Raw genomic sequence first — 25,887 nt, forward strand, 5'->3', positions numbered from 1 at the left:
GTGTTCAGCCGGGGGACATAGGTAACGGGTGTCGGGAGACATAGGTAACGCTTCTAGGCTTGCGGAATCCTTCGAATTGGAGTTCGAGCGATGCCGTGGCAGGAGTGCAGCACCATGTCGATTCGACGCGAGTTCGTGCGGTTGGCCGAGCAGCCGCAGAGCAACGTGCGCGAGCTGTGCCGGCGCTACGGCATCAGCCCGAAAACCGCCTACAAATGGCTGCAGCGCCACCGCGAGCACGGTGAGGCGGGGTTGCAGGACCGCTCGCGGCGGCCGCAGCACAGTCCGGGGCGCAGCGACCCCCGCTTGGAGGAGGCGGTGGTGCAGCTGCACCGCCGGTTCCCGTTCTGGGGCGCCCGCAAGCTGCGCAGCCTGCTGCCGGCCGAGTTCGCGCGGCCCCACCACAGCACCATCGACGCCATCCTCCGCCGCCAGGGCTGCCAGGTGCGCTACCACGCCGAGACGGCCGAGGTCCCGGCGACGCAGCGGTTCGAGCACGCTCAGCCGAACGAGCTCTGGCAGATGGACTTCAAGGGCCACTTCCATCTCAACGCAGGTGGCTCGCCGCGCTGCCACCCCTTGACGCTGTTGGATGATCACTCGCGCTTTGCCCTCTGCCTGGAAGCCTGCGAGGGCGAACGCCTCGAACTGGTGCGGCCGCACCTGATCCAGGTCTTTCGCCGCTATGGCCTGCCACGCCGGATCACCGCCGACAACGGCCCGCCCTGGGGCTCGAACATCGCCGGCGGACTGTCCGCCCTGGAGGTCTGGCTGATGCGCCTCGGCATTGAGGTCAGCCACAGCCGCCCCCACCATCCGCAGACCCAGGGCAAGCTGGAGCGCTTCCACCAGACGCTCAAGCGTGAAGTGCTGCACCGCGCGTTTCGCGACTTGGCGCACTGCCAGCAGGCGATGGCGCACTGGCGGGAGCAGTACAACCACGATCGCCCGCATGAGGCGCTGGGCCAGTTGCCGCCGATCACGCGCTACCAGCCCAGTCGGCGCAGCTACCCGGAGCAACTGCCGGAACTGGACTACGAAGCGAGCGACCGGGTGCTCAAGGTCGGGCGCATCGGACAGATCAATTTCCAGGGCCGCCGCGTGTTCGTCGGCGGGGGGTTGTACGGGGAGCGCGTCGCGATCCGCCCCACCGCCGTCGAGGGCGTCTACGATGTGGTGTTCATCCACAAGACCCTGCGCCAACTCGACTTGAGGCAACGCGTGACATGATCATCAACCCGTTACCCATGTCTCCCGACAGGCGTTACCCATCTATCCCGGCTGAACACACGGCGCACCCTACCTGGTCAGCTCCGTCGCTTTAGCCAGACAACTTGAGTTGTAACAGGCAGAGCCGATTACTCATGACGCCCAAAGGACGTCCCAAGTTGAAATGAATGGACGCGGCCTTGGAGATGGTCCGGCGAGACGGTGAGGCTCGATGGGCAGAGGATGCGATCCAACCTTTGCGCGGGCCTGGTCACCCTCTCCCCCCGCCCTCTCCCTGAAGGGAGAGGGGGCCGTCCGCGCCACGGCAGGGCCTCGAGCCAAGGTGAGCATCTGAAGCGGGACGCAGTCCTGCCCTCCTGCCCCCACATGGCCATCAACGCAACTGGTTGAACAGGTTCAGCCCGCTGATCTTCACGTAACTCTGCTGCGCTGCTTCGAGGATGATCGATTGCATGGACAGCCTGGAGATGGCTTCGGCGTAATCCAGGTCGCGCAGTTCGGCCTGCACGCTCTTGTTCACCAGGCCGACTTCCTCGTGGGAGGTCTGGGTGGACTCGACTATGTTCAGCCGCGCGCCTATCTGGCCACGCACGGTGTCGAGGGTGGTCATGCCGTTGTCCAGGTTGGTCAGGGCCAGCGCCACCGAGTCGCGGGCTTGGCGGGTGCCCTGGGGAGAATCGACGCTCGACTCCAGGGATTTGCGCAGGCCGGCGATGGTATCGAGCAGCCCGACCTTGTTCGCCGGCGCGGTGGTGGGGTCATCATCAGGCGGGGCGATGGTGACACTCGCACCATTGGGCGGCGTGCCGTTCACGTGGAAGGTGACGCCGCCATAGCTGACCTTGGTGTCCTTGCCCGCCGTCAGGGTGCCGTTGACCACCGGCCCCGCCGCGGGCTGCGGCAAGGGAATGAGGCTGTACTTGAACGGATCGGCCGGGTCGTTGAAGTCCAGCTGGATGCCGCCCGCCGGGAAGTCGGCGAAGCTCACCTCGTCATCTACCAGGGCGCCGCTGACATAGGGGCCGGCCGGCGCCGCCGGGTTACCGGTGACCGATAGGCGCCCTGCATTGATGGCGTTCTCGAACAGGGCCCGGCCGTTGTCGCTGATGGGCACCTGCAGGGAGCTGGCGATCTGCAGCTGGCGCTGGCCTTCGTCGCCCTGGTAGCTGTAGCTGCCGTCCGGGTTGCGCACGAACGGCTGGGTCTTGCCCTGGTAGCCGGCAAAGAGGTATTCGCCGCGGGCGTTGCGGGTATTCATCAGGCCGAGGAGTTCGTCCTCGCGCTCGCCCAGTTCGGTGGCGATGGCCTTGCGGTCGGCCTGGGTCAAGGCGCCGTTGCCCGCCTGCCCTGCCAGTTCGCGCACGCGCTGCAGCAGATTGTTCACCGAGTTCAGGGTGGCCTCTTCCTGGCTCAGGCTGTTCTGCGCCGCGGTGAGGTTGCCCTGGTACTGCTCGAGCACGGCCTGCTGCTGGTCCAGCTGCAGGAGGCGCACCGAGGCCACCGGGTCGTCGGCCGGGGTGAGGATGCGCTTGCCGGTGCTGATCTGCTCCTGGGTGCGGGCAACATCGGAGAAGTTGCGCTGCAGGCCCGATACACCGTTGTTGAAGGCTTGGAGAGTGGAGATTCGCATGGCGATGGCCCGTTAGCGGAAGCTGCTGATCAGGGTATCGAACAAGGAGCGCGCAACTTGAATGATCTGGGCCGAGGCGTTGTAGTACTGCTCGAACTTGATCAGGTTGGCGGCTTCTTCGTCGAGGTTGACGCCTGACAACGAGTCGCGGTTGTCGCTGGCCTGCTTGAGGATGGCGCCGGAGGCCTCGCTGTCCTGGCGGGCCTGGGCGGTCAGGGTGCCGACACGCTCCACCAGCTGGCCGTAGCCGTCGGAAAAGCTGACGCCGGAGTTCTTGCTGCCCAGAGTGGAATCGACTCCCACCGTGGATTTGTTCTGCAGGTCCACCAGCTTCTGGGCGTTGCGGTTGTCGGAGACGCCGCCCTTGTTGAAGCCCAGGGTGAAGGTATCGCCATTCTGCGGCTGGCCGCTGAAGCTCTGTTGGATGCTGTAGCTCTGGGTCACCCCGCCCACAGTGACTTCCACCGCGAAGGACAGGCTGTTGGACTGCCCCGGGGTCACGGCGAGGCCGGTGATGTCGGTCGGCGCGGGGGCCGGCGGCAGCTGCGGCACCGTGGTGATGCGGACACCCGGCGGCAGCGGCGACGGGAACTGCAGCTGGCCGCTTGCGGAATCGTAGGTCAGGGTCAGGCTGGGGAAACCGCTGATCACACCCTGCTGCAGCGGGTCGGAGCGTAGTGCCTGCATGCTGGCCAGGTTGGCCGGGTCGATCACCTGGGTGATCTCCGGCGCGCCGATCACCGCGTTGCCGCGATTCTGCAGGTTGGCCTCGCTGCGCAGGGGCGCGGCGAAGGCCAGTTGGTCGGCCTGGTCCAGTTCCACCGAGATGGACGAGGCGCCGGTGCGGGTCGGTTCGAGCATGAAGCGGTCGCCGGCGGCCGGCGTGCCGGTCAGGGTCACGCTGAAGCCCTGGTCGCGTCCGGAGGCGTCCTTCAGGGTCAGCTTCAGCGGGTTGGCCGGGTCGACGGTGACGGTCATGGGCGCCCCGTCGCTCAGGCGCCGCGCCTGGTAGGAGGTGCCGTCGAACTCCAGGCGATAGTCACTGGTGCCGAGCCGACTGGTGTCGTCGATGGTCACTGAGGCATCCACGCCCGAGGCATTGTCGGCGAAGGCACGGCCCCGCAGGTCCGCCAGTTCGGGGGTGTTGTAGTCGCCGAACAGCATCGAACCGACGCGTCCCTTGAGGTCGAGCCCCTGGCCCAGCTGGCCGTTGACCTGCTCGGTCACTGCCATCGCCAGGCGCCCCAGCGCGTTGAGCGAGGAGTCGAGCACTTCATTGCGGTAGCGGATCAGGCCGCCCAGTTGGCCGCCGCTGACCTGGCTGGTGACGTTCTGCCGGGTTCCGCCATTGACCAGTTCCACCTCGAAGCGGGTCGGGTCGCCGGTGCCATTGACGATGTCCAGGCGGCTGACCGTACCACCGACCACCAGCGGCTGGCCGGTGCCGATGAAGAGGTTGAGGCTGTTGTCGTCCTGCTTCACCACCGACACGCCGATGAAGCTCGACAGCTGGCGCACCGCCTCGTCCCGGGCATCCAGCAGGTCGTTGGGCGCGTGGCCGTTGGCCGACGCCTCGGCGATGGCGTTGTTCAGGCTGCCGATCGAACTGGCCAGGCGATTGACCTGTTCGCTGATGCTCTGCATCTGGCTGTTGATGAAACCGTTCTGCTCGCTGAGGCGGTCGTGCAGGTTGTTGAAGCGCCGCGCCAGACCCTCGGCGTCGGCCAGCACCAGTTCCCGCGCCGGGGTGTTGGCCGGGTCTTCCGCGGCGGCCTGGAGCGAGGCGAAGAACTTCTGCAGCGACGGGCTGATACCCGTGGTGGTGCCGGCCAGCAGCGAATCCAGCTGGTCGATCTGGCTCTTGTAGGCAGCCACATCGCTGTTCAGTGCGGTCGAGTTGCGCAGCTGCGAGGTGAGGAACTCGCTGTAGGTCCGCCGGACTTCTGTCAGCGCCGCACCGGAGCCGATGTAGCCCGCGCCGCTGAACTGGGACAGCCGCGCAGCCTGGGAGGCGTCCTGGCGACTGAATCCCGGCGTGTTGACGTTGGTGATGTTGTGGCCGGTGATGGACAGCTGCGTCTTGCTCACGGCAAGCCCGGACAATCCGATGTTCAACAAGTCAGCCATGACTCAGCCTCATATCCTGGTGGTCGTGCCGTCGACGGCGGCAACGGCCTGGTAGATCTGCATGCCGCGGGCGATCTGGGTGATCTTGCGAGCGTATTGCGGGTCGGTGGCGTAGCCGGCCTGCTGCAGTTCGCGGACGAACTGCTCGGGGTTGTCAGTGGCGCCGAGAGCTTCCTGATAGCGGTCGTTGTTCTGCAGGAAGCTCACGTAGTCGTGGAAGCTCTGCTCGAAGGAGTCGTAGGAGCGGAACGACGCCGCTTCCTTCACCGCCTTGCCGCCCTTGTACTCGGTGGTCAGCACCCGCGCCGAGTCGCCGTCCCAACTCTTGTGGGCCTTGATACCGAACAGGTTGTGGCTGCTGCTGCCATCGCCCTCGCGGATGATCGACTTGCCCCAGCCGGTTTCCAGCGCGGCCTGGGCCACCAGGTAGCGCGGGTCGACGCCGATGCGCTCGGCGGCCTTCTCGGCCATGGGCAGCAGGGTCTCGATGAACTCGTTGCGCGAGGCGAACACGCGCTTGCCGGCGCCCTTGGCAGTGCCGGTGGCCTCGACGCCCACCGCTGCGCGCTCCGGCGCGGCATAGGCACTGGCCGGAGCCCAGTCGTTGCCGGCCAGCGGCGTGGTGCCCTGCTGTTCGAGGGTCGGCGCCATGCCGGCCAGCTGGCGGTCGCTGAGCCGGCTCGGCAGGGACAGGCGGCGCTGGTTGAGCAGCTTCGAATCGTCACGCGCCGGTGCCGTGGCATCGGCCTCCTTGGCAACCTGCCCCGAACCGCTGGCCTGGACGCCGGACTGCACCTGGGCGAAGGGGTTGGGCCGCTCGGCGTGGCGGGTCTTCGACAGCTGGCGGGTCAGCACATCGGCCAAGCCGACGCCGCCCTGCTTGGACAGGGTCACGGCCAGCTGCTGGTCGTGCATGTCCTGGTAGGTCTTGGTCTCGTTGCTGTTCAGGTAGTTGCCTTCGGCGAACGCCTCGCCCGCCTGACGCATGGACTTCATCATCTCGTTGAGGAACAGCGACTCGAACTCCTGGGCCACCTTGCGGATGTTGCCCTCGCTGTCGCGATCCTTACCGGCCTTGAACTGGCTCAGCCGGTTCAGGTCGGTGTAGGCGCCGCTGTCCAGTTTGGAGCCCGTGGCGAGCCCTGCGGAGAGTTTCGAGTTCATCGCCCTTTCCTTAGATCACGATCAGGTCGGCCTGCAGGGCCCCGGCCTGCTTCAGCGCTTCGAGAATGGCCATCAGGTCGGAAGGCGCCGCGCCCACCTGGTTCACCGCCCGGACTATCTCGTCGAGGGTGGTGCCGGGGCCGAACTTGAACATCGGCTTGGCCTCCTGCTCGGCGCTCACCTTGGAGCGCGGCACCACGGCGGTCTGGCCACCGGAGAAGGCCTCGGGCTGACTGACGATGGGGTCTTCGGTGATGGTCACGGTGAGGCTGCCGTGGGTCACGGCGGCCGGCTGCACCCGCACGTTCTGGCCGATGACGATGGTGCCGGTACGCGAGTTGATGATGACCTTGGCCACGGCCTGGCCGGCCTCGATCTCCAGGTTCTCGATTACCGACAGGTAGTCCACCCGCTGGTTCGGGTCCAGCGGCGCACTGACCCGTACCGAGCCGCCGTCCACGGCCTGGGCCACGCCCGGGCCGAGCAGCTCGTTGAGTTTGTCGACGATGTTCTTCGCCGTGGTGAAGTCCGGGCGGTTGAGGTTCAGGGTGAGGAAGTTGCCCTGCTCGAAACCGCTCGGCACCGGGCGCTCCACCGTGGCGCCGGAGGGAATGCGGCCGGACGACGGGACGTTGACGGTGATCTTCGAGCCGTCGCTGCCCTCGGCGTCGAAGCCACCCACCACCAGGTTGCCCTGGGCGATGGCGTAGACGTTGCCGTCGATGCCCTTGAGCGGGGCCATCAGCAGGCTGCCGCCGCGCAGGCTCTTGGCGTTGCCGATGGAAGAGATGGTGACGTCGATGGTCTGGCCGGGCTTGGCGAAGGGCGGCAGGTCGGCGTGGATGGACACCGCCGCGACGTTCTTCAGCTGCACGTTGCCGACGTTGGCCGGCACCTTGATGCCGAACTGCGCCAGCATGTTGTTGAAGGTCTGCAGGGTGAAGGGCGTCTGGGTGGTCTGGTCGCCGGTGCCGTTCAGGCCCACTACCAGGCCGTAGCCGATCAGCTGGTTGTTGCGCACACCCTGGATGCTCGCCAGGTCCTTGAGGCGTTCGGCCTGGACGGCGCCTGCGGCGAGCAACAGGCAGAGGGCGGTGATCAGTCGCGTCATGGTCGGTCTCATCAGAACGGGAACAGCGGGCTCATGAAGAACCGGTCGAACCAGCCCGGCTGGCTGGCGTCGGCGAAGGCGCCGGTGCCGGAATAGGTGATGCGCGCGTCGGCCACCCGGGTCGAGGGCACGGTGTTGTCGGTGCCGATGTCGTCGGCGCGGACCAGGCCGGCGATGCGCACCAGCTCGTCGCCGGTGTTCAGGGTCAGCCATTTCTCGCCGCGCACGGCGAGGATGCCGTTGGGCAGCACTTCGGAAACCGTGACCGTGACGGAGCCGGACAGGCTGTTGCTCTGCCCCGCCTTGGAGTCGCCCTTGGTATCGCGGGTGGCGTTGTACTCGGCATCCAGGCTCAGGCGCGCGGCATCCAGCGGGTTGAGGCCGCCGTTGGGGTTGTTCACCGATACGCCGCCGCCGAAGAGCGAGGTCAGGCCGATGTTCGCGTTGCTGTCCTTCTGGATCTGCGAGTTGGCGTTCTTGCTGGCCTGGGTGCGTTCATTGAGGGTGATGGTGATGATGTCGCCCACCCGGTAGGCCTTGCGGTCGTCATAGAGGTTGGTTTCGAAACCGGCCTGGTAGATGGCGCCGTTGTTCTGCGCGGCCGGCAGGGGCGTGCGCGGCAGTACGGGCGCGTAGTAGGGATCGTTCGGCTTCGGCGACGGCTGGACGCACCCCGTGATGAGGGTGATGCCGAGCAGCGGGAGAAGAATGATCAGCCGGTTCATGGCGACTACCTCAGGGCGTTACAGGTTCTGCGTGACGAACGCGAGCATCTGGTCGGCGGTGGAGATGACCTTGGAGTTCATCTCGTAGGCGCGCTGGGTGGTGATCATGTTCACCAGTTCCTCGACCACGCTGACGTTGGAGTTTTCCAGGGTGTTCTGCTGCACGACGCCAAGGCCGGTGAGGCCCGGGGTGCCGACCTGGGGCGCGCCGCTGGAAGCGGTCTCCAGGAACAGGTTGTTGCCGATGGCCTGCAGGCCGGCCGGGTTGACGAAATCGGCGGTCTGGATGTTGCCGATCACCTGGGCGGCGGGGTTGCCGACCGTGGTCACGGAGACGGTGCCGTCCTCGCCCACGGTGAAGGTCTGCACCTCGGCGGGCAGTACGATGGCCGGCTCCAGGGCGAAACCCTGGGAGGTGACCAACTGGCCGTCGGAACTCAGGTGGAAGCTGCCGTCGCGGGTATAGGAGACCGTGCCGTCGGGCAGCAGCACCTGGAAGAAGCCGCGCCCGTTGATGGCCATGTCCAGCGGCTGCTCGGTGGTCTGCAGGCTGCCCTGGGTGAAGATCTTCTGGGTGCCGGTGATGCGCACGCCGGTACCCAACTGCAGGCCGGTGGGCAGCTCGCTGTCCTGGCTGCTCTGGCCACCCGGCTGGCGACGGACCTGGTACAGCAGGTCCTCGAACTCGGCGCGGTCGCGCTTGAAGCCGGTGGTGGAGACGTTCGCCAGGTTGTTGGAAATGGTGGTCAGGTTCATGTCCTGGGCGGACAGGCCGGTCTTGCTGACCCAGAGTGCCGGAAGCATTTTCTTCTCCTCGGGCGCCAGAATCATGGCGCCGCGTGCTGGTGATTAGCTGAACTGCAAGACCCGCGCCATTGCCGAGGCGTTGTCTTCGGCGGTACGCATCATCTTCACGGAAAGCTCGAACTGGCGGGACAGCGAAAGGATCGCGGTCATCTCTTCCACGGCATTGACGTTGCTCGCTTCGAGGAAGCCCGAGGTCAGGCGCACGTTGGCGTCGGCCTGCACCGCCTGCTGCGGGTCCTTGATGCGGATCAGGCCGTCGGTGCCCTTCTCCAGTTGCTTAGGGTCCGGGTTGACCAGCTTGATGCGGTCCACCTCGGCCACCACATTGGGGGCCTCGCCCATGGCGCGGATGCTGATGGTGCCGTCCTGGCCGATCTCGACTTTCTGTTCCGGCGGAATGGCAATGGGCCCGGCATTGCCCATGACCGGCAAACCATTGCCGGTGCGCAGCTGGCCAAGGGCATCGATCTGCAGGCTGGCGGTGCGCACGTAGGCTTCGCTGCCATCCGGAGCCTGCACGGCCACCCAGCCCTCGCCTTCGATGGCCACGTCCAGGTCACGGCCAGTCTCCTGCAGGGCGCCGGGCGTGAAGTCGGTGCCGGGGCGTTCGGTCATGGCATAGACCCGCGACGGGAACGCATCGCCGAACACCGGCATGGAACGCGCCTGCTCGAAGTCGCGGCGGAAACCGGTGGTGGAGATGTTCGCCAGGTTGTTGGCGTGGGCGCGCTGGGCCAGGCTGTTCTGGCTGGCCCCGCTCATCGCGACGTAAAGCATCTTGTCCATGAATGTCTCCGAGTGGGCATTGCCGCCCTTGGCGCTATGCATGCCATTCAGCAAGGCTCGTGCCAAACCGGAAAATCAATCACAAGACATTGAAATAAAAGGAATTTATCGAAATGAAACAGGCCTCTTGCGAGGCCTGATCAATGCCCTGGCGGCCAGCGGCTGCCGCCAGCGGCAAGGGGATTTGCCGCCTGTAGGAGCGAGCTTGCTCGCGAATCCGCAAGCTCGCTCCTACAAGACTTACTCATCAACGCAGGTTGATGATGGTCTGGGTCACCGCACTCTCGGTTTCGATGGTCTTGGCATTGGCCTGGTAGTTGCGCTGGGCGACGATCAGGTTCACCAGCTGATCCGACAGGTCGACGTTGGAGTCTTCCAGCGCACCCGACTGGATGGCGCCCAGGGTTCCGGATCCCGGCGGGTTACGCACCGGCTCGCCAGAGTCAGAGGACTGGATCCACTGGGTCTTGCCCACCGGCGCCAGCCCCTGGACGTTGGCGAAGTTCGCCAGGATGACCTGCCCCTGGATCCGCGACTGGCCATTGGTATAGCGGGCGAAGATCTCGCCGGTGTCGCTGATCTCCACCCCCGCCAGCTCGCCGGTGGTGTAGCCATCCTGGGCCACACTGTTGACCGCGAACGCGCTGGCGAACTGGGTCGCCTGGCGGAAATCCAGGTTGACGCCGGTGGCGTTGGCCTGCGCCCCGTTGGCGAGGAACACCGGGTTCTGCTGACCATCGGAGGTGGAGGGGATCCAGCTTCTGATCTTGAGGGTGCCGTCGGCATTCATTTCCCACACATCGGTCGGCTGCGGCGCCGGCATGGCGGGTACGGCATTCGGATCATAGGCCACGGGGTTGGTGGCGCCGATCGGCTGCAGCTTGCCCACGGAGTCGAAGCTCAGGTTCGCGCTCACCGGGGTCTTGCCCGCTGCGGCAATGGCGGCGACCACGCTCTCGACCGTCGCCCCCGCCGCCGCAGCAGCATTGGTGGCCGCCGTCACCTGGGCCGGCAACACAGTGGAGCCGGGACCGGACAGCGCCGACACGGCAGCAGCCACGCTGGCCGGCGTCGCCCCGCCGGTGCCGGCCGCGGTGGTGGCGGCCAGGTTGGCCACGCCCGCCAACGGGTGGCTACCGTCGATGAGTACGTTCATCTGCCAGGCGTTCGGCCCGGTCTTGACGAAGTACTGGGTCATCACGTGGGAGTTGCCCTGGCTGTCGAAGATGTTGGTCGAGGTCGACGAGTTGTAGCTGGTCGGGTCCGTGGAACTGAAGGCATTGGTCGGCACGGCATTGGTCGAGTTCAGGTTGAAGCCCTGCGCCACGCTGCCGGTCGCCTTCGGGTCCTGGCTGTTGGTCTGGATCCTCAGGTTGCCGATCGAGCCGGTCTGCAGCACGCCGTTGGGGTCGGTGGTGTAGCCTTGCAGGTTGTAGCCGAAGTTGTCGACGATGTAGCCGCTGCGATCGGTGCCGAAATAGCCCGCACGGGAATAGCTCAGGGCGCCGTTGTTGCTGACCTGGAAGAAGCCGTTGCCGTTGATGGCCATGTCCAGGGCATTCTGGGTGTAGTTGATGTTGCCCTGGTTGAACTGCTGGGAAACGCTCGACAGCAGCACGCCGCTGCCCGTCGAGTTCTTGCCGCTGCCCAGCACCGAGGATGCATAGACGTCAGCGAACTCCGCACGGGATTGCTTGAATCCGGTGGTCCCGGCGTTGGCGATGTTGTTGCCGGTGACGTTGAGGTCCTTGTTGGCGGCGCGCAGGCCACTCAGCCCGATGTTGAAACTCATCCGATTACTCCTTGCCGAATTTGCCGGCCGCTACTGACCGATGACCTGAACCTTGGACAGGCCGACACTGCCGATGCCGGCGAGATTGAGCATCAGCTCGCCGCCGTTCTGACCCAGGGTGACGCTGTCGACGTTGGCCGGCAGCAGGGTGTAGAGCCCCTTGGTCTCGTCGCCGTACTGGGCCTGCGCCTCGAACTTGTAGGTGCCGGGCTGCATGAGATTGCCGTTGGAGTCCTTGCCGTCCCACATGAAGCTGACGCTGCCGGCGGACTGCTGGCCCAGGTTGACGCGGTTCACCAGCGAGCCGTTGCTGTCATAGACGTTGACCCAGACGTTGCTGCTGGACACCGGCAGCGTGGCGCTGGCCTTGAAGGTTTCGCTGGTGTCCACCACCGCCTTATCGGTCGGGACTATCACCTTGCGGCCCACCAGGGACGAGGCCTGCAGGGCCTGGGACGACTGGTAGCCGGAAAGCAGCGAGCCCATGCTGGTGTTCAGCTTCTCGATGCCTTCCACCTGGCTGAACTGCGCCAGCTGGGCGATGAACTCGCCGTTCTCCTGGGGCGCCAGGGGGTCCTGGTTATTTAGCTGCGCGACCAGCAGTTCGAGGAATTCGTTCTTGCCCAGCTCGTTGCTTTTCTTGGTTTCGGTGGTGCGGCTGTACTGGTCGAGCACCGACTGGGTGGTGTTGCTCGTGGATGCGCTGCTGACACTCATGCTGTTCCCTCGCTCCCTATCACTGACCCAGGGTCAGCACCTTCTGCATCATCTGCTTGGCGGTGTTCATCATTTCCACGTTGGTCTGGAAGGACCGGCTGGCGGAGATCATGTCCGCCATCTCCTCGACCACGTTGACGTTGGGGTAATAGACGTAACCCTCCGCATTGGCCGCCGGGTGGCTGGGCTCGTAACGTGGGGTCAGCGCGCCCTGGTCCTCGATCACGCCGAGCACCTGCACGCCGGCGCCGGACTGGTCGTCCCCGGCGAACAGCGAGCCACGGTCGCCATTGCCCAGGCTGTCCTGGAACACAGTGGCGAACACGGGGTGGCGCGCGCGGTAGGTCTGGTCGAGGCTGGAGGACACCGTCTCGGCGTTGGCAATGTTGCTGGAGATGGTGTTCAGCCGAGTGTTCTGCGCACTCATGCCGGTACCGGCGATGTTGAAGATGCTGGACAGGGACATGGCTTGGCTCTCCGTTATTCGCCGCGCAGGGCGCTGATCAGCCCTTTGAACTTGCTGTTGAGGAAGGTGAAGCTGGCCTGGAACTGCATGGCGTTCTCGGTGTAGTTCGACTGCTCCAGCTGGGCGTCCACCGTGTTCTGGTCGATGGCGGCCTGGAACGGGACGCGGTACTTCAGCTCGCCTTCCCCCATATCGAAACCGTCGGCGGCGATGTGGCGCTCGCTGGTACGGGTGGCCTGGAAGCTGCCGTTGGCAGTCTTCTGCGTCTGCTGGGCGAGCACACTGGCGAAGTCCAGGTCGCGAGCCTTGTAGTTCGGGGTATCGGCGTTGGCGATGTTGTTGGCCAGCACCTCGCCGCGCTGGGCGCGGAAGCTGAGGGCTTGCTGGTGGATGCCGAGGGCCTTTTCGAAACTGATGCTCATGGTCCGGAACCTTTGCCAGTGGCAATCTGGGTTGCTTGCCAGAGATACAGCAAAGGCCGTGCCATTATTATTTTTCTTTTATTTTCAATGGTTTGAACAAAGAAGGAGCGGCAAGAAGCGGCAATGGAACCTTGCCGGGCGGCAAAGCGGCAAGGGGGTTTGCCGCTGCTTGCCGCCTTGCCGCCTTGCCGCCTTGCCGGCGGTATCGCGAAGGTCATCTCGTAGGGTGCGCTGCGCGCACCAGCCGTTGCGCGCGGGGATTCCGGTGCGCGCGGCGCACCCTACCCGGACAAGCGAAGGCCGCCCGAAGGCGGCCTTGTCACACTCATCGCGCCAGCGGGTACAACCTGTCGTCGAACTGTTCCAGGCGGGGGAACTCCAGCGGCGCCTCCTGCTCCAGCCCCTGCAAGCGCGACTGATAAGAGCGCAGGAAATCCTGCCGCGCCTCGTTACTGATATAGGGCACGTGCCAGGCCACGAAGGGCTGCAGCACCTCCAGGCCGACATAGGCCAGGGTGCCGCGCAGCAGCGGGCGCAGCATGTCCTCCAGCGGGCCATGGATGGCGCCGTCGCCGAACATGTGTTCGCGCCCGCCCAGGGTCAGGCTCACCAGCGCCTTCTTGCCGGCCAGGCCACCCTGGTCGTAGAAGCGCTTGCCGCCGTAGCAGACCCCGGACACCAGGACGCGGTCGATCCAGCCCTTGAGCATGGCCGGCACCGAGAACCAGTAGAGCGGGAAGTTGAAGATCACGAGTTCGGCCCAGAGCAGCTTGTCCAGCTCGGCCTGGATGTCCGCGGCAATCCGCCCGGCCTTGACGCCCTCGCGCTGCTCCAGCGCATAGACCAGGTAGTCCGGGTTGGCCCGCTCGGAAAAGTCGGAGGCCGACGCCACCGGGTTCCAGTTCATCGCGTAGAGGTCCGAGACCTGGACCTGGTGGCCCTGCCCCTGCAGCGTTTCCACGGCCAGGTCGCGCAGGGCGCTGGTGAAGGATTGCGGCTCGGGGTGGGCGTGGACGATCAGTACATTCATGGGATTTCCTTGTGGATCAAGCGGGAATGGTGGCCTGGCCGCGCGCGCTGAGGATGGACTCGAGCCAGTCGGGGTCCATCTGCGGCTCGGACGAGAACAGCAGGCCGGTGTAGTCGTGGAATGGTGGGGTGAAGATGCGGTTGCGCTCGCCCTGGTCTACCACCCTGCCCCGCTGCATCACCACCACCTGGTCAGCGATGGCACGCACCGTGGCCACGTCGTGGGTGATGAACAGGTAGGAGACGCCCAACTGCCGTTGGACCCGATCGAGCAGCTTGAGGATGCCTTCAGCCACAAGCTGGTCGAGGGCCGAAGTGACTTCGTCGCAGATGATCAGCTCGGGTTCGGCGGCCAGGGCGCGGGCGATGCAGATGCGCTGCTTCTGCCCGCCGGAGAGTTCGCGCGGCTGGCGCTGCATGAACTTGCCGGGGTCGAGTTCGATCATCTCCAGCAGCTCCGCCACCCGCTCGCGCAGGGCCTTGCCCTTGAGCCCCAGGTAGAAGGCCAGCGGCCGGCCGAGGATGTCGAAGAGGCTCTGCCGCGGGTTCAGCGCAGTGTCGGGGATCTGGTAGATCATCTGGATCCTGCGCAGCTGCTCCTTGCTACGCCGGCGAAAGTCGGCCGGCAAGGGCGCGCCGTCGTACAGGACCTGGCCGGAGCTCGGCTGCAACAGGCCGGTGATGACCCGTGCCGTGGTGCTCTTGCCGCTGCCGGATTCGCCGATCACCGCCAGGGTCTGGCCGCGCTGGAGCTGCAGTGACACCTCGTGCAGCACCGGCTGGTCGCCATAGCTGGCCGAGGCCTTGCGCAGTTCCAGCAAGGGCTTCGCAGCCTGGGCGCCGGCCTTGGGCTCGGTGTGGAAGCTGCGCACCGCCCACAGCGAGCGGGTGTAGTCCTGTTGCGGGGCGGCCAGCATTTGCCGGGTCTCTGCCTCCTCCACCAGGCTGCCATGGCGCAGCACCATGATGCGGTCGGCCATCTGCGCCACCACCGCCAGGTCGTGGCTGATGTAGAGCGCCGCCGTGCCGTAACGCGCCACCGCATCGCGGATGGCCGCCAGCACTTCGATCTGGGTGGTCACGTCCAGCGCCGTGGTGGGCTCGTCGAAGATGATCAGGTCCGGGTGGCAGGCCATCGCCATGGCGGTCATCGCCCGCTGCAACTGGCCACCGGACAGCTGATGCGGATAGCGCTGGCCGATGCGCTCCGGGTCCGGCAGGCGCAGCACCCGGTACAGCTCCACAGCCTCGCGCTCGGCCTGGACGCGTGTGATGCCGCCGTTCTGCACGGCGGTCTCCACATGCTGGTCGATCAGCCGCTGCGCCGGGTTGAAGGATGCCGCCGCGCTCTGCGCCACATAGGCGATGCGCAGGCCGCGCAGCTTGCGCAGCGCTTCGGCCGAGCACTGCTGCAGATCCTGGCCGTCGAATCGGATCGAACCCCGGGTGATGCGACAGCCATCGCGGGTATAACCCATGGCGGCCAGGCCCAGGGTGGACTTGCCCGCGCCGGATTCGCCAATGAGGCCGAGTACTTCGCCGCGCTGCAGGGTCAGGTCGATGCCCTTGACCAGCGGGTGCCAGGCGTCATCGAAGTGACCTTCGATGTGCAGGTCGCGGATTTCCAGCAGGGGGCGGTTCAACTGTTCGTTCATGCTCAGCACTCCTTCAGCCCGCTGGATTTGTGCAGCATCCAGTCGACGACGAAATTGACCCCGATGGTCAGCAGCGCCACTGCCACGGCGGGCAGCAAGGGCGTGATGTCGCCGAAGGTGATCAGCACCGCATTGTCGCGGACCATGCTGCCCCAGTCGGCAGTGGGCGGTTGGATGCCCAGCCCGAGGAAAGACAGCGCGCTGATGAACAGGAAGACGAAGCAGAAGCGCAGGCCGAATTCGGCGATCAGCGGCGCCATGGCATTCGGCAGCACCTCGCGGGTCACCAGCCACCAGAGTCCCTCGCCGCGCAGGCGGGCCGCCTCGACGAAGTCCTGGACCACCACCGTCATGGCCACTGCCCGCGCCAGGCGGAACACCCGCGTGGCATCCAGCAGGGCGATCACCAGCACCAGCGAAGTGGCCGTGGTGCCCACCACGCTGAGGATCAGCAGGGCGAAAATCAGTTGCGGAATCGCCATCAGGATATCCACCAGGCGCGACAGCCCCTGGTCGACCCAACCACCGCGAATGGCCGCCACCAGCCCGGCCAGGCCGCCGAGCAGAAAGGCCAGCACCGTGGTCAGGAAGGCGATGCCGAGAGTGTTGCGCGCGCCGAATACCAGGCGGCTGAACATGTCCCGGCCGAGGTTGTCGGTGCCGAGCAGGAACTGGCCGCCCCAGGGTGCGAAGCCCTCGCCCACCACCTCGGTTTCCCCATGGGGCGCGATCTGCGGGGCGAACAACGCCACCACGAGATACAGGAGGATCACCGCGAAACCGAACTGTGCGCTCAGGGGCGCACGCAACACTGCGTAGAGAATGCGCGTCATGGCCTACCCCTTCGGATGCATCAGGCGTGGGTTGCTGGCGATGGAGAGCACATCGGCCAGGGTATTGAGGAGGATGTAGGTGCCGGCGAAGATCAGGCTGCAGGCCTGCACCACCGGGATGTCGCGCTTGGCCACCGAGTCCACCAGCAACTGGCCGAGGCCGGGGTAGACGAAGACCACCTCGACCACCACCACGCCCACTACCAGGTAGGCCAGGTTCAGCGCCACCACGTTGACGATGGGGGCCAGGGCATTGGGTAGCGCATGGCGGAAGATGATTCGCGCCTGGCCGATGCCCTTGAGCCGGGCCATCTCGATATAGGGGCTGGCCAGCAGGTTGATCAGCGCCGCGCGGGTCATGCGCATCATCTGCGCGATCACCACCAGGCTCAGGGTCGCCACCGGCAGGATCGAGGCTTGCAGCATGGTGCCGAAGGACGCATCAGGCGCCAGGTTGGAGATGCTCGGGAACCAGTTCAGCTTGACCGAGAAGATCAGGATCAGGATGTAGGCGACGAAGAACTCCGGGAAGGACACCGCACTGAGCGCCGAGGTGTTCAGCAGGCGATCGAACCAGGAGTTGCGGTACAGCGCCGCCAGCATGCCCAGCAGCAGGGCCAGGGGTACCGACACCAGCGCGGCGAAGGCTGCCAGGAACAGGGTATTGCCCAACCGCGTGCCGACCAGCTCGGCAATGGGGCGCTGGTTGGCCAGCGACACGCCGAGGTCACCCTGGACGAAGTGCCAGATCCAGGCCATGAAGCGCGCGAGCGGCGGCTGGTCCAGCCCCAGTTGCGCGCGCAAGGCGGCCAGGGTCTCCGCCGTGGCGGACTGCCCGAGTACCGCCTGGGCGAGATCGCCCGGCAACAGGCCGACCGCCAGGAAGATGATCACCGATACCGCCAGCAGCGACATCAGCCCGAGAGCCAGCCGCTGGGACAGCAGCTTGAGGATGCCATTCATGTTCCCGACTCCTCTCAGGCCTGCCACCAGCGCTCGATGACCCGCAGGCCGTCCAGTTCGCCATAAGGCGCCGTGACGCCGCCGTGGGTGACCCGGTTGGAGCGCGCCGCCACGGAGTTGGCGAAGAGCGGGATGATGGTGCCGCCCTCGTCCCGGCAGAGCTGCTGCATCTCGTTGTACATCTCGCGGCGCAGCGGCTCGTTGAGCTCGCCGCGGGCGGCATTGAGCAGCTGGTTGAAACGCGGATGGTCCCAGTGCGACTCGTTCCAGGCGGCGCCCTTGGCGTAGCCGATGCTGAACATGCGGTCCGCGGTCAGGCTGCTGTAGAAGAACGAAGTGGTGAAGGGCTGCTTGTTCCAGACGTTGGCGAAGAAGCCGTCCGCCGGCTCGCGCACCACCTCGATCTCGATGCCGGCGGCGCGGGCCTGCTCCTTGAACAGCACCGAGGCATCCACCGCCCCGGTGTAGGCGGCGTCGGATGCCTGCAGGCGCACCTTGAGCGACTCCACACCGGCCTTGCGCAGGTAGAAGCGCGCCTGCTCGGGATCGTACTTGCGCTGCGCCAGTTCGGCGTTGAGGAAGCGGCTGCCGGGCTGGATCGGGTGGTCATTGCCGACCACGCCGTAGCCGCGCAGCACCGTGTTGAGCAGGGCCTCGCGGTCGATGCCGTGCTTCATCGCCAGGCGGATGTCGTTGTTGGCGAACTGCGCGCTGTCACAGAGCATCGGGAAGGTGTAGTGCTGCGCACCCTTGGTTTCCTCGATGACCAGGTTCGGATTGCGCTTGAGCAGGGCGACGGTCTTCAGGTCCACCTTGTTGATCACATCCACCGCGCCGGTCATCAGCGCGTTGACCCGCGCCGCGCCGTCGGCGATGCCGATCAGCTCGGCCTCGGCGAAATGCGCCCTGCCCGCTTTCCAGTATGCGGAGTTGCGCTCCAGCATCATGCGCACGCCGGGTTCGAAGGACTTGATCCGGTAGCCGCCAGTGCCGATGCCGGCGCGCCAGTCGGCCACACCGTCCTTGCTCGGCATGATCGCCAGGTGATAGTCGGCCACCACATAGGGGAAGTCGGCGTTGCCCGAGCGCAGATCGAACACCACGCTGTCCGTGCCCTGCCCACGCACGGCGGCGACTTCGCCGAGCACCGCCTTGGCCGCCGAAGTGGACTTCTCCCCCAGGTGATGCTGGATCGAGGCCACCACGTCGTCCACCGTCAGCGTCTTGCCGTTATGGAACTGCACGCCCTGGCGCAGCTTGAAGGTCCAGACCTTGGCATCAGGCGAGGACTCCCAGCTCTCCGCCAGCTCAGGGATCGCCGAACCGTCGACGGCTATCTCCACCAGGGTGTTGTACACCGCGGAGAAGCCGACGAAGGTGAAGGTGTCGCTCCAGGAGCCCGGATCAAAGGAGTCGGAGGTGCTGCCGCCGGCCAGGCCCAGACGCAGGATGCCGCCGGGTTTGGGCGTCGCCTCCCCGGCCCAGGCGCCCGGCGACAGGCCCATGGACAGCGCGGCGCCCGCCAGGCCGGCCATGGCCCCGAGCTTGAGGAAGTCGCGGCGTTCCAGCTGGAAGCCCTGGATTGCCTGAGTGATCTTGTTCTTGTTATCGCTCATTGCATGTACCCCTGTTCTGGTCAGAGAGAACGATTGGCGGTGGGTGAGGTGTTGCGCCTTAATTGTTATCGCGATCGCAACATTAACAATTGAGTGATGCGAACTCCAGTGGTGGCGATTGCGTCTTTGTCGGTTCGTCCGCTGACTCGCCCTACCTTTGGCCGGCTGAAATGGCCCGGGGCATTTACTAATTGTTATCCGGTCAATAACCTTTCACGTTCGCCCATCGCCCGCTGCGCCCGGAGCCTCCTGCATGAGCCAGTCGACCCGCCTGATCACGGCGTCCTACATCCTCTCCTTCGTCGCCGCGAACGCGCCGCAGAAGCTGCGCACCGAAACCATCGCCAAATGGGTGAAGGTGCATCCCACGCGGGTGCGCAACCTGGTGTCGCAGCTGGTCAAGGCCGACATCCTGAAATCCCAGCGTGGCGCGGGCGGCGGCCTGACCCTGGCGCGCCCGCCGCAGCAGATCACCCTGCGCGAGGTCTACGATGCGGTGCAGGAAAGCTCGCTGATCGCCGAGAAGATCGACAACCCCTTCTCCGGCATGGAAGACCACTGCAAGGTCCATGAAGTCTTCACCGGGCTGTTCGCCATGCTCGAAGCCAACATCCGCCTGGACCTGGAAAAGATCACCGCCGACAAGTTGTTCGTGGCCTTCGACAGCCCCCGCGACGCGCAGGACTAAGGCACACACCTCAGCCCTCCCCCGCCGCGACCGGTTGCCGGCCCGCCAGGCGCTCGCGCACCAGCAGCGCCAGGACCAGGCCACAGAGCGCGGAAAAGCCGTAGAGCGCGCGCCCACCGAAGACCTCCATCGCCGCCCCGGCCAGCAGCGGCCCGATGCTGGAGCCCAGGCCGAACCCCACCAGGAACAGCCCCGCCAACGACACCCGTTCATGGCTCTCGACCCGCTCGTTGGCCAGCGCCAGGGCCAACGGGTAGAGCGAGAACTGCATCAGGCCGATGACGAAGCCGCAGACCAGCAGCAGCGCCAGCGGTACCGGTGTCCACAACAACGGCAGGCAGGCGACGGCCAGCAGCAGGGCGAACAGGCGGATCAGGCGCGGCCGCGCAAAGCGATCCGACAGCAGCCCCAGGGGGAATTGCGCAAGCAGGCCTGCCGCCAGGCACGACGCCATGAACAGGCCGACCATGGCCGCATCCATGCCCTGCTGGCTGGCGTAGACCGGCGCCAGGCCGTGGAAGGTGCCGGACAGCAGCCCGGTGACGACTATGCTCAACAGCGCCTGCGGCACCCGCCGGACGAAACGCAACGGCTGCAGGCTTTCCCGGGCCGCGACGGCCTGGGGCAACGGCCGCCGGGTAAACGCGACCGGCACCAGGCAGAGGGCAAAGGCGATGGCCACCAGGTCGAGCAGCGCGCGGCTGGCGCCGCCGCCGAGGCCCAGGCCCAACTGGCCGCCGATCAGGCCGAGGAAGGACGCGGTCATGTACCAGGCGAGCACCTTGCCGCGCGAGGCGGGCTCGACCTGCTCGTTGATCCAGCTCTCCAGCACCATGTACAGGCTCATCAGGGCCAGCCCGACGATGAAGCGCAGCAGCAGCCAGAACGGCAGCCAGGTGCTGAAGTCATGGGCCAGGGTCGCCGCCACCGCCAGCGCGCACGCCAGTGCATAAGCGCGCACATGGCCGATGCGGGCGATCAGCCAATAGCCGCTGAATGCGCCCAGCACCAGGCCGAGGGCATTCACCGCCATCAGCGAGCCGATCAGGAAGTCGCCGGTGCCGAGGGCCAGGCTGCGCAGGGCCACCCAGGAATTGAGCAACCCCGCCGCCACCTGCAGCAGCAAGGTGGCGAGGTACAGGGCCATGAAGGCCTGGGGCCTGGTCGCCATCATCGCAGCGCGCCCGGCATCAGAGCTGGATGGCCGTGGTTTCGACGAACTCCGCCAGCCCTTCCTCGCCCCACTCGCGGCCATTGCCCGACTGCTTGTAGCCGCCGAAGGGCGCGCGATAGTTGAAGGCGGCGCCATTGACGAAGCACTGCCCGGCGCGCAACTGCCGCGCCAACTCCAGGGAGCGTTGCGGGCTGGCGGTCCACACCGCGCTGGAGAGGCCGAAGGGTGAATCGTTGGCGATGCGCACGGCTTCTTCTTCATCGGCGTAGGGGACCAGGCAGAGCACCGGGCCGAAGATTTCCTCGCGGGCGATGCGCATCTGGTTGTGCACGTCGGCGAACAGGGTCGGTCGCACGTAGAAGCCACGTTCGAAGCCGACGGGGGTGTCCATGCCACCGGTCAACAGGCGTGCGCCCTCCTCCTGGCCAATGCGGATGTAGTCGCGCACCGTGCGCCTCTGCCCGGCGGAACACATCGGGCCGAGGAAGGATTCCGGGTCCAGCGGATCGCCGATGCGCAGGGCCTCGGTTTCGGCCCGCGCCAGCTCCAGGGCCTCTGCGTAGCGGCTGGCCGGCAGCAGCATGCGGGTCAGCGCCGTGCAGGTCTGCCCGGAGTTGATCATCACGTCCTGTACGCCATAGCGCACGGCAGCGGCCAGGTCGGCGTCGGCGCCGATCAGCAACGGCGACTTGCCGCCCAGCTCCAGGCACACGCGCTTGACTGTCGGCGCTGCCGCCTCGGCCACGCGCACGCCGGCGCCGGTTGAGCCGGTGAAGGACACCATGTCGACGTCAGGATGCCGCGCCAGCGCTTCACCGACCTTGGCGCCGGGCCCGCTGACCAGGTTGAACACCCCGGCCGGCAGGCCGATGGCCTCGATCAGTTCGGCGAGCAGGAAGGCGTGCAGCGGAGTTTCCTGGCTCGGCTTGACGACCACTGTGCAGCCGGCGGCCAGGGCCGGCGCCAGCTTGCCGATCATCTGGTGCAGCGGATAGTTCCAGGGGTTAATGAAGGCGCAGACGCCCACCGGCTCGCGCACCACCAGGGAATTGCCGACCTCGCGCACGGCGTCCATCTGCGCGGCGATCTCGACGTAGCTTTCCAGCCCCTCGATCGGACCGTCCACCTGCACCATGCGGCACCACTGCACCGGCATGCCCAGTTCGGCGGTGATCAGGCCGGCCATTTCGTCGCCACGGGCCCTGAGCTGTTCGGCCAGGGCGCGGATGTAGCCGGCGCGCACGCTGGACGGCGTGCGCGACCAGGCGGCGAACGCCTGCCGCGCCGCCGCGACCGCACGCTCGACATCGGCTTCATTGCCCAGCGGCACGCGGCCGGCGACCTCCTCCGTGGCCGGGTTGATCACGTCGGCCAGGCCGCTGCCCTGGGGCGCGACCCAGACGCCGCCGATGTACAGGTGACGATATTCACGCATAGCGTTTCTCCTCCATCAGTTCGGCGGCGCAGCGAGCGATGCGCCGGCAGGCTTCCCGCAAGGGCGCGCTGCCCAGCACCAGGCCCAGGCGGATATGCCCGGCGGCGCTGGGGCCGAAGGCTTCGCCGGCCAGCACGGACACGCCATGGTGATCCAGCAGGCGGTCGGCGAAGTCCTGGGCGGACAGCCCGGTGGCGCGGATATCCACCATCACGAACATGCCGCCGTCCGGCTTCAGCGCGCGCAGCCCCGGGCGACCGGCGAGGCATTCGAGGACCAGGTCGCGGCGCTGGCGATAGGCTTCGCGCATCGCTTCGAGCTCCGGCAGGCGCGCTTCCAGTGCCGTACAGGCGGCGTCCTGGATGAAGTCGGGGGAGCCGTAGAGCATGCACAGGGCGAGGTTTTCCAGGTGCCCGCAGAGCCCCTCGGGAGCGACCACCCAGCCCACCCGCCAGCCGGTCATGGCGTGGGATTTCGACAGGCTGTTGAGGGTCGCGGTGCGCTCGGCCATGCCCGGCAGACCGGCCGGACTGATGTGCTCACCCTCGAACACCAGTTCGCTGTAGACCTCGTCGGAAATCATCCACAGGTCATGGGCAACGCACAGTTCGGCCAGGGCTTCCCAGGTGGCGCGCGGCAGGCTGGCGCCGGAGGGGTTGTGCGGGCTGTTCAGGGCCAGGGCGCGGGTACGCGGGGTGATCAGCGCGGCGACGTCCTCGGCCTGCACGCGGAAGCCGTGCTCGGAGCGCACAGAGACTGGCACCACCTTGGCCCCACAGGCGCCGAATACCGCCTCGTAGGTGACGTACATCGGCTCGGCGACTATCACCTCGTCGCCGGGGTCGAGCACGCACTGGGCCACGGCGTAGAGCGCGCATTGCGCGCCGGCCAGCACCACCACGTTGCCCGCGTCCACCGCCTGGCCGCTACGCTGCGCATGGCGCCGGGCGATGGCCTCGCGCAGGTTGCGCTTGCCGCGCACGTCGGAGTAATGGGTGTTACCCGAGAGCAGGCTGTCGATGGCCGACTGGACGATGGGCACCGGGGTGTCGAAGTCCGGGTCGCCAACCGACAGCAGGAGGATGTCGTCCCCCTGCTCCATGCGGGCCAGGGCGCGATAGTGGATGTCCCAGGCCGCCGCGCCGTCGCCGGCAATGCGTTGGGTCAATTGGGAGTAGCGCATCGGATTATTCCTCGGAACGATGGCGAGCAAGGACGGCGTCTATTGCTCGACCAGGATTTTCGGGTTGGCGCTGCCCCAGACGGTGTAGAGGTCGGCCAGCAGCGCGCCGTTGATGTCTTCCATTTCGCTCTGGGCGATTTCGCTGGCGCCCTGCTTGCCGAACAGCACGACCTCGTCGCCGGCTTTCACTTCGGGGAAGTCGGTGACATCGACCATCAGGGTGTTCATCGAAACCTTGCCGACCACCGGCACGCGATGGCCCTGGATCAGCACATGGCCCTTGTTGGTGAACACCCGCCGATAGCCGTCGGAGTAGCCCACGGTGATGTTGGCCAGGCGCGAGTCGCGGCCCAGGGTGAAGGTACGGTCGTAGCCGACGCTGTTGCCCCCCGGGTAGCTGTTGACCGAGGCGACGTGGGACTTGAATTGCATCACCCGCTTGTACTCGGTGCGCGCCGGAACGGTATCGCCGAACAGCGCGCCGCCAGTGCGCACCATGTCCAGGCGCGCCTCGGGCACTTCCAGGGTGGCGAAGGAGTTGGCCGTGTGCAGGGTCAGCTTGCTGCGATCCAGACCCGCTTCCCGGATCAGCCACTCGGCCTGCTGGTTGAAGGCCGCCAGGCCCTTGCGCACGTCGTCCTTGTCTTCCACCGCGTAGTGGGTCATCAGCGCCACCACCTTCAGGCCCTGCTGGCGCGCGATGGCCAGGGCGTCCTGGCGACCCTGCTCGGTGTTCATCTCCACGCCGTTGCGGCTCATGCCGCTGGAATTCAGCGCCAGGTGGACGCGCAGGGTGCGCCCGTGGCGTTCGGCGATGGCCGCTGCCTGGCGGGCGAAATCGGCATTGCCGACCAGTTCCTCGACCTCGTACTGCAGGGCTTCCTCCAACTCGGCCAGGGTGCCGGTGCGCACCCGTACCAGCTCGCCCTTGAAGCCGCTGGCGCGGACCACGCGGGCCTCCTCGTTGCTGGCGATGGCGACACAGGGCACGTCCAGGGCGATCACCGAGGGCATCAGCAGGCCGATGCCATGGCCGTAGGCGTCGGCCTTGAGCACCGCGCAGAGCTTCGACTTGCCGTCGAGTTCGGCCTGCAAGGTGCGGATATTGTGTTCGAAGGCAGCCTTGTTGATCTCCACCCAGGCGTTGCTGGTCTGTGCGGTCAACGCCGACTGGCCGTTGTCCAGCGACATCGGCGGCGCGGCATGGGCCTGGCCTTGCCAGAGAACCAGACCGAGGGACAGGGCGAGCAGGGAACGGCTGAAAGGCATGGTTGACTCTCCTTGGTGGATGGCCGGGTGGCCTCCTTGTTGTTGTTTTCCTGCCCTGCCTCCCCGGCGATGGCCGGGGTGGCAAAGGCATTGTTTCAGCGCGCGCAGGCGTGCTTGAGTTCAATCAGGGTCACGCCCGGATGGCCGAAGCCGCTGCGCAGGTCCTGCTCCAGTTCGTCAAGGCTCTGCGGCTGCTTCACGGTGCAGCCGAAAGCACGGGCGAGGCCGGCGAAGTCCGGGTTGCGCGGCAGCACGCCGATCGGCTCGATATCGAGGCCGATCATGTCGTCGCGGATCTGGCCCAGCGCATCGTTGTTCCACAGCAGCACCACCAGCGGGCTGTCCAGCTCCTCGGTCGCCGTGGCCAATTCCTGGGCGGTGTAGAGGAAGCCGCCATCGCCCACCAGCACCAGGCCCGGCCGCTGCGGTGCGCCGAACTTGGCGCCGATGCCGGCCGGCAGGCCGTAGCCCAGGGTGCCGTAGCCGGTGGGGTGCAGCCAGCTGCGCGGCGCCCGGCTGGCGAAGGCATAGTTGCCGGTGTAGGCCAGCTGGGTCATGTCGGTGCTGATGAAGGCATCCGCCGGCAGGGCTGCGGCGATGCGGTCGAGGATCGCCTGGTGGATTGCCTGCAGCGGCCCGTGCCCCTGGCGGATCGTCGCGCGCAGTTGCGCCACCTGGGCAACAGCCTGCGCTGTCGCCCTGCCCTGCTCCGGCAGAAGCGCCAGCAAGGCATCCAGGGTCAGCCGGGCATCGCCCTTCAGCGCCACGGCGCAGGGATAGAAGTCGTTGAACTTGCGCGGGTCGATATCGATGCGGACCAGTTCGCCGGACAGCGGCAGGCGCTCGCGCCAGAAATCGGTATCGGCCATCTCGGTGCCCACCGCCAGCACCAGGTCGGCCTGTTCGATCATCTCCCAGCCCGGCGCCACGCAGAGGCTGGCGCCGGCATTCAGCGGCGCCTCGGGCGGCAGCAGGCCTTTGCCGGCGACGCTGGTGAACACCGGCGCGGCCAGCCGTTCGCTGAGCGCCTGCACGGCTTCGGCGGCGTGCAACGCACCGCCGCCG

At 66.6% G+C, this 25,887-nt stretch carries 23 protein-coding genes; 2 read left to right on the plus strand and 21 right to left on the minus strand.

Annotation, left to right across the window (positions count from 1 at the left end):
- Positions 1-90: 90 nt before the first annotated feature.
- Positions 91-1,230, plus strand: a complete 1,140-nt coding sequence (locus tag E8F11_RS04385) for an IS481 family transposase (RefSeq protein WP_280287593.1) — start codon at positions 91-93, stop codon at positions 1,228-1,230.
- A 373-nt stretch (positions 1,231-1,603) separates the two neighbouring features.
- Here E8F11_RS04385 and flgL read toward each other — a convergent pair whose 3' ends face one another.
- The 16 genes from flgL to E8F11_RS04465 form a co-directional block, all read right to left on the minus strand.
- Complete coding sequence (gene flgL / locus E8F11_RS04390) at positions 1,604-2,860, minus strand: flagellar hook-associated protein FlgL (RefSeq protein ID WP_280287594.1); 1,257 nt, start codon at positions 2,858-2,860, stop codon at positions 1,604-1,606.
- Positions 2,861-2,872: 12 nt separating this feature from the next.
- Positions 2,873-4,987, minus strand: coding sequence for a flagellar hook-associated protein FlgK (flgK, locus tag E8F11_RS04395; RefSeq protein WP_280287595.1), 2,115 nt, complete (start codon positions 4,985-4,987; stop codon positions 2,873-2,875).
- A 9-nt stretch (positions 4,988-4,996) separates the two neighbouring features.
- The gene (gene flgJ / locus E8F11_RS04400) at positions 4,997-6,151 is read right to left on the minus strand and encodes a flagellar assembly peptidoglycan hydrolase FlgJ (RefSeq protein WP_280287596.1); all 1,155 of its coding nucleotides are present in this window, start codon (positions 6,149-6,151) and stop codon (positions 4,997-4,999) included.
- 10 nt (positions 6,152-6,161) lie between these two features.
- Entirely contained in the window at positions 6,162-7,262 is a 1,101-nt protein-coding gene (locus E8F11_RS04405) for a flagellar basal body P-ring protein FlgI (protein ID WP_280287597.1), read from the minus strand.
- Positions 7,263-7,273: 11 nt separating this feature from the next.
- Complete coding sequence (flgH, locus tag E8F11_RS04410; RefSeq protein ID WP_280287598.1) at positions 7,274-7,987, minus strand: flagellar basal body L-ring protein FlgH; 714 nt, start codon at positions 7,985-7,987, stop codon at positions 7,274-7,276.
- An 18-nt stretch (positions 7,988-8,005) separates the two neighbouring features.
- The gene (gene flgG / locus E8F11_RS04415) at positions 8,006-8,791 is read right to left on the minus strand and encodes a flagellar basal-body rod protein FlgG (protein ID WP_280287599.1); all 786 of its coding nucleotides are present in this window, start codon (positions 8,789-8,791) and stop codon (positions 8,006-8,008) included.
- Between the two features lie 45 nt (positions 8,792-8,836).
- On the minus strand, positions 8,837-9,580 hold the full coding sequence (gene flgF / locus E8F11_RS04420; RefSeq protein ID WP_280287600.1) for a flagellar basal-body rod protein FlgF: 744 nt from the start codon (positions 9,578-9,580) through the stop codon (positions 8,837-8,839).
- Positions 9,581-9,827: 247 nt separating this feature from the next.
- Entirely contained in the window at positions 9,828-11,372 is a 1,545-nt protein-coding gene (locus E8F11_RS04425; RefSeq protein WP_280287601.1) for a flagellar hook protein FlgE, read from the minus strand.
- 30 nt (positions 11,373-11,402) lie between these two features.
- The gene (flgD, locus tag E8F11_RS04430; protein WP_280287602.1) at positions 11,403-12,089 is read right to left on the minus strand and encodes a flagellar hook assembly protein FlgD; all 687 of its coding nucleotides are present in this window, start codon (positions 12,087-12,089) and stop codon (positions 11,403-11,405) included.
- A 19-nt stretch (positions 12,090-12,108) separates the two neighbouring features.
- A complete protein-coding gene (gene flgC, locus E8F11_RS04435) occupies positions 12,109-12,555 on the minus strand; it encodes a flagellar basal body rod protein FlgC (RefSeq protein WP_280287603.1) in 447 nt (148 codons plus the stop codon).
- Positions 12,556-12,569: 14 nt separating this feature from the next.
- Positions 12,570-12,977 (minus strand): flagellar basal body rod protein FlgB, encoded by a 408-nt coding sequence (gene flgB, locus E8F11_RS04440; RefSeq protein ID WP_280287604.1) that lies wholly within the window; start codon positions 12,975-12,977, stop codon positions 12,570-12,572.
- 325 nt (positions 12,978-13,302) lie between these two features.
- The gene (locus E8F11_RS04445) at positions 13,303-14,007 is read right to left on the minus strand and encodes an NAD(P)H-dependent oxidoreductase (protein WP_280287605.1); all 705 of its coding nucleotides are present in this window, start codon (positions 14,005-14,007) and stop codon (positions 13,303-13,305) included.
- Between the two features lie 16 nt (positions 14,008-14,023).
- Entirely contained in the window at positions 14,024-15,661 is a 1,638-nt protein-coding gene (locus tag E8F11_RS04450) for an ABC transporter ATP-binding protein (RefSeq protein ID WP_280287606.1), read from the minus strand.
- 2 nt (positions 15,662-15,663) lie between these two features.
- A complete protein-coding gene (locus E8F11_RS04455) occupies positions 15,664-16,494 on the minus strand; it encodes an ABC transporter permease (protein WP_280287607.1) in 831 nt (276 codons plus the stop codon).
- 3 nt (positions 16,495-16,497) lie between these two features.
- On the minus strand, positions 16,498-17,457 hold the full coding sequence (locus E8F11_RS04460; RefSeq protein ID WP_280287608.1) for an ABC transporter permease: 960 nt from the start codon (positions 17,455-17,457) through the stop codon (positions 16,498-16,500).
- Between the two features lie 14 nt (positions 17,458-17,471).
- On the minus strand, positions 17,472-19,073 hold the full coding sequence (locus E8F11_RS04465; RefSeq protein WP_280287609.1) for an ABC transporter substrate-binding protein: 1,602 nt from the start codon (positions 19,071-19,073) through the stop codon (positions 17,472-17,474).
- A gap of 253 nt (positions 19,074-19,326) precedes the next feature.
- Between E8F11_RS04465 and E8F11_RS04470 the strand changes: the two genes are divergently transcribed.
- A complete protein-coding gene (locus E8F11_RS04470; protein WP_280287610.1) occupies positions 19,327-19,761 on the plus strand; it encodes an Rrf2 family transcriptional regulator in 435 nt (144 codons plus the stop codon).
- Positions 19,762-19,771: 10 nt separating this feature from the next.
- On the opposite strand, the gene E8F11_RS04475 is transcribed toward E8F11_RS04470, so the two are convergent.
- The 5 genes from E8F11_RS04475 to E8F11_RS04495 form a co-directional block, all read right to left on the minus strand.
- On the minus strand, positions 19,772-20,935 hold the full coding sequence (locus E8F11_RS04475; RefSeq protein WP_280287611.1) for an MFS transporter: 1,164 nt from the start codon (positions 20,933-20,935) through the stop codon (positions 19,772-19,774).
- Positions 20,936-20,951: 16 nt separating this feature from the next.
- Entirely contained in the window at positions 20,952-22,370 is a 1,419-nt protein-coding gene (locus E8F11_RS04480) for an aldehyde dehydrogenase family protein (protein ID WP_280287612.1), read from the minus strand.
- Positions 22,363-23,553, minus strand: coding sequence for a pyridoxal phosphate-dependent aminotransferase (locus E8F11_RS04485; RefSeq protein ID WP_280287613.1), 1,191 nt, complete (start codon positions 23,551-23,553; stop codon positions 22,363-22,365). The genes E8F11_RS04480 and E8F11_RS04485 overlap by 8 nt, the downstream gene beginning before the upstream one ends.
- A 39-nt stretch (positions 23,554-23,592) precedes the next feature.
- Complete coding sequence (alr, locus tag E8F11_RS04490) at positions 23,593-24,822, minus strand: alanine racemase (RefSeq protein ID WP_280287614.1); 1,230 nt, start codon at positions 24,820-24,822, stop codon at positions 23,593-23,595.
- A gap of 95 nt (positions 24,823-24,917) precedes the next feature.
- Positions 24,918-25,887, minus strand: a 970-nt coding sequence (locus E8F11_RS04495) for a thiamine pyrophosphate-dependent enzyme (protein ID WP_280287615.1), incomplete at its 5' end; no start/stop codon positions are given.

Source organism: Pseudomonas sp. BN417 (assembly GCF_029871205.1).
Lineage (GTDB): Bacteria > Pseudomonadota > Gammaproteobacteria > Pseudomonadales > Pseudomonadaceae > Metapseudomonas.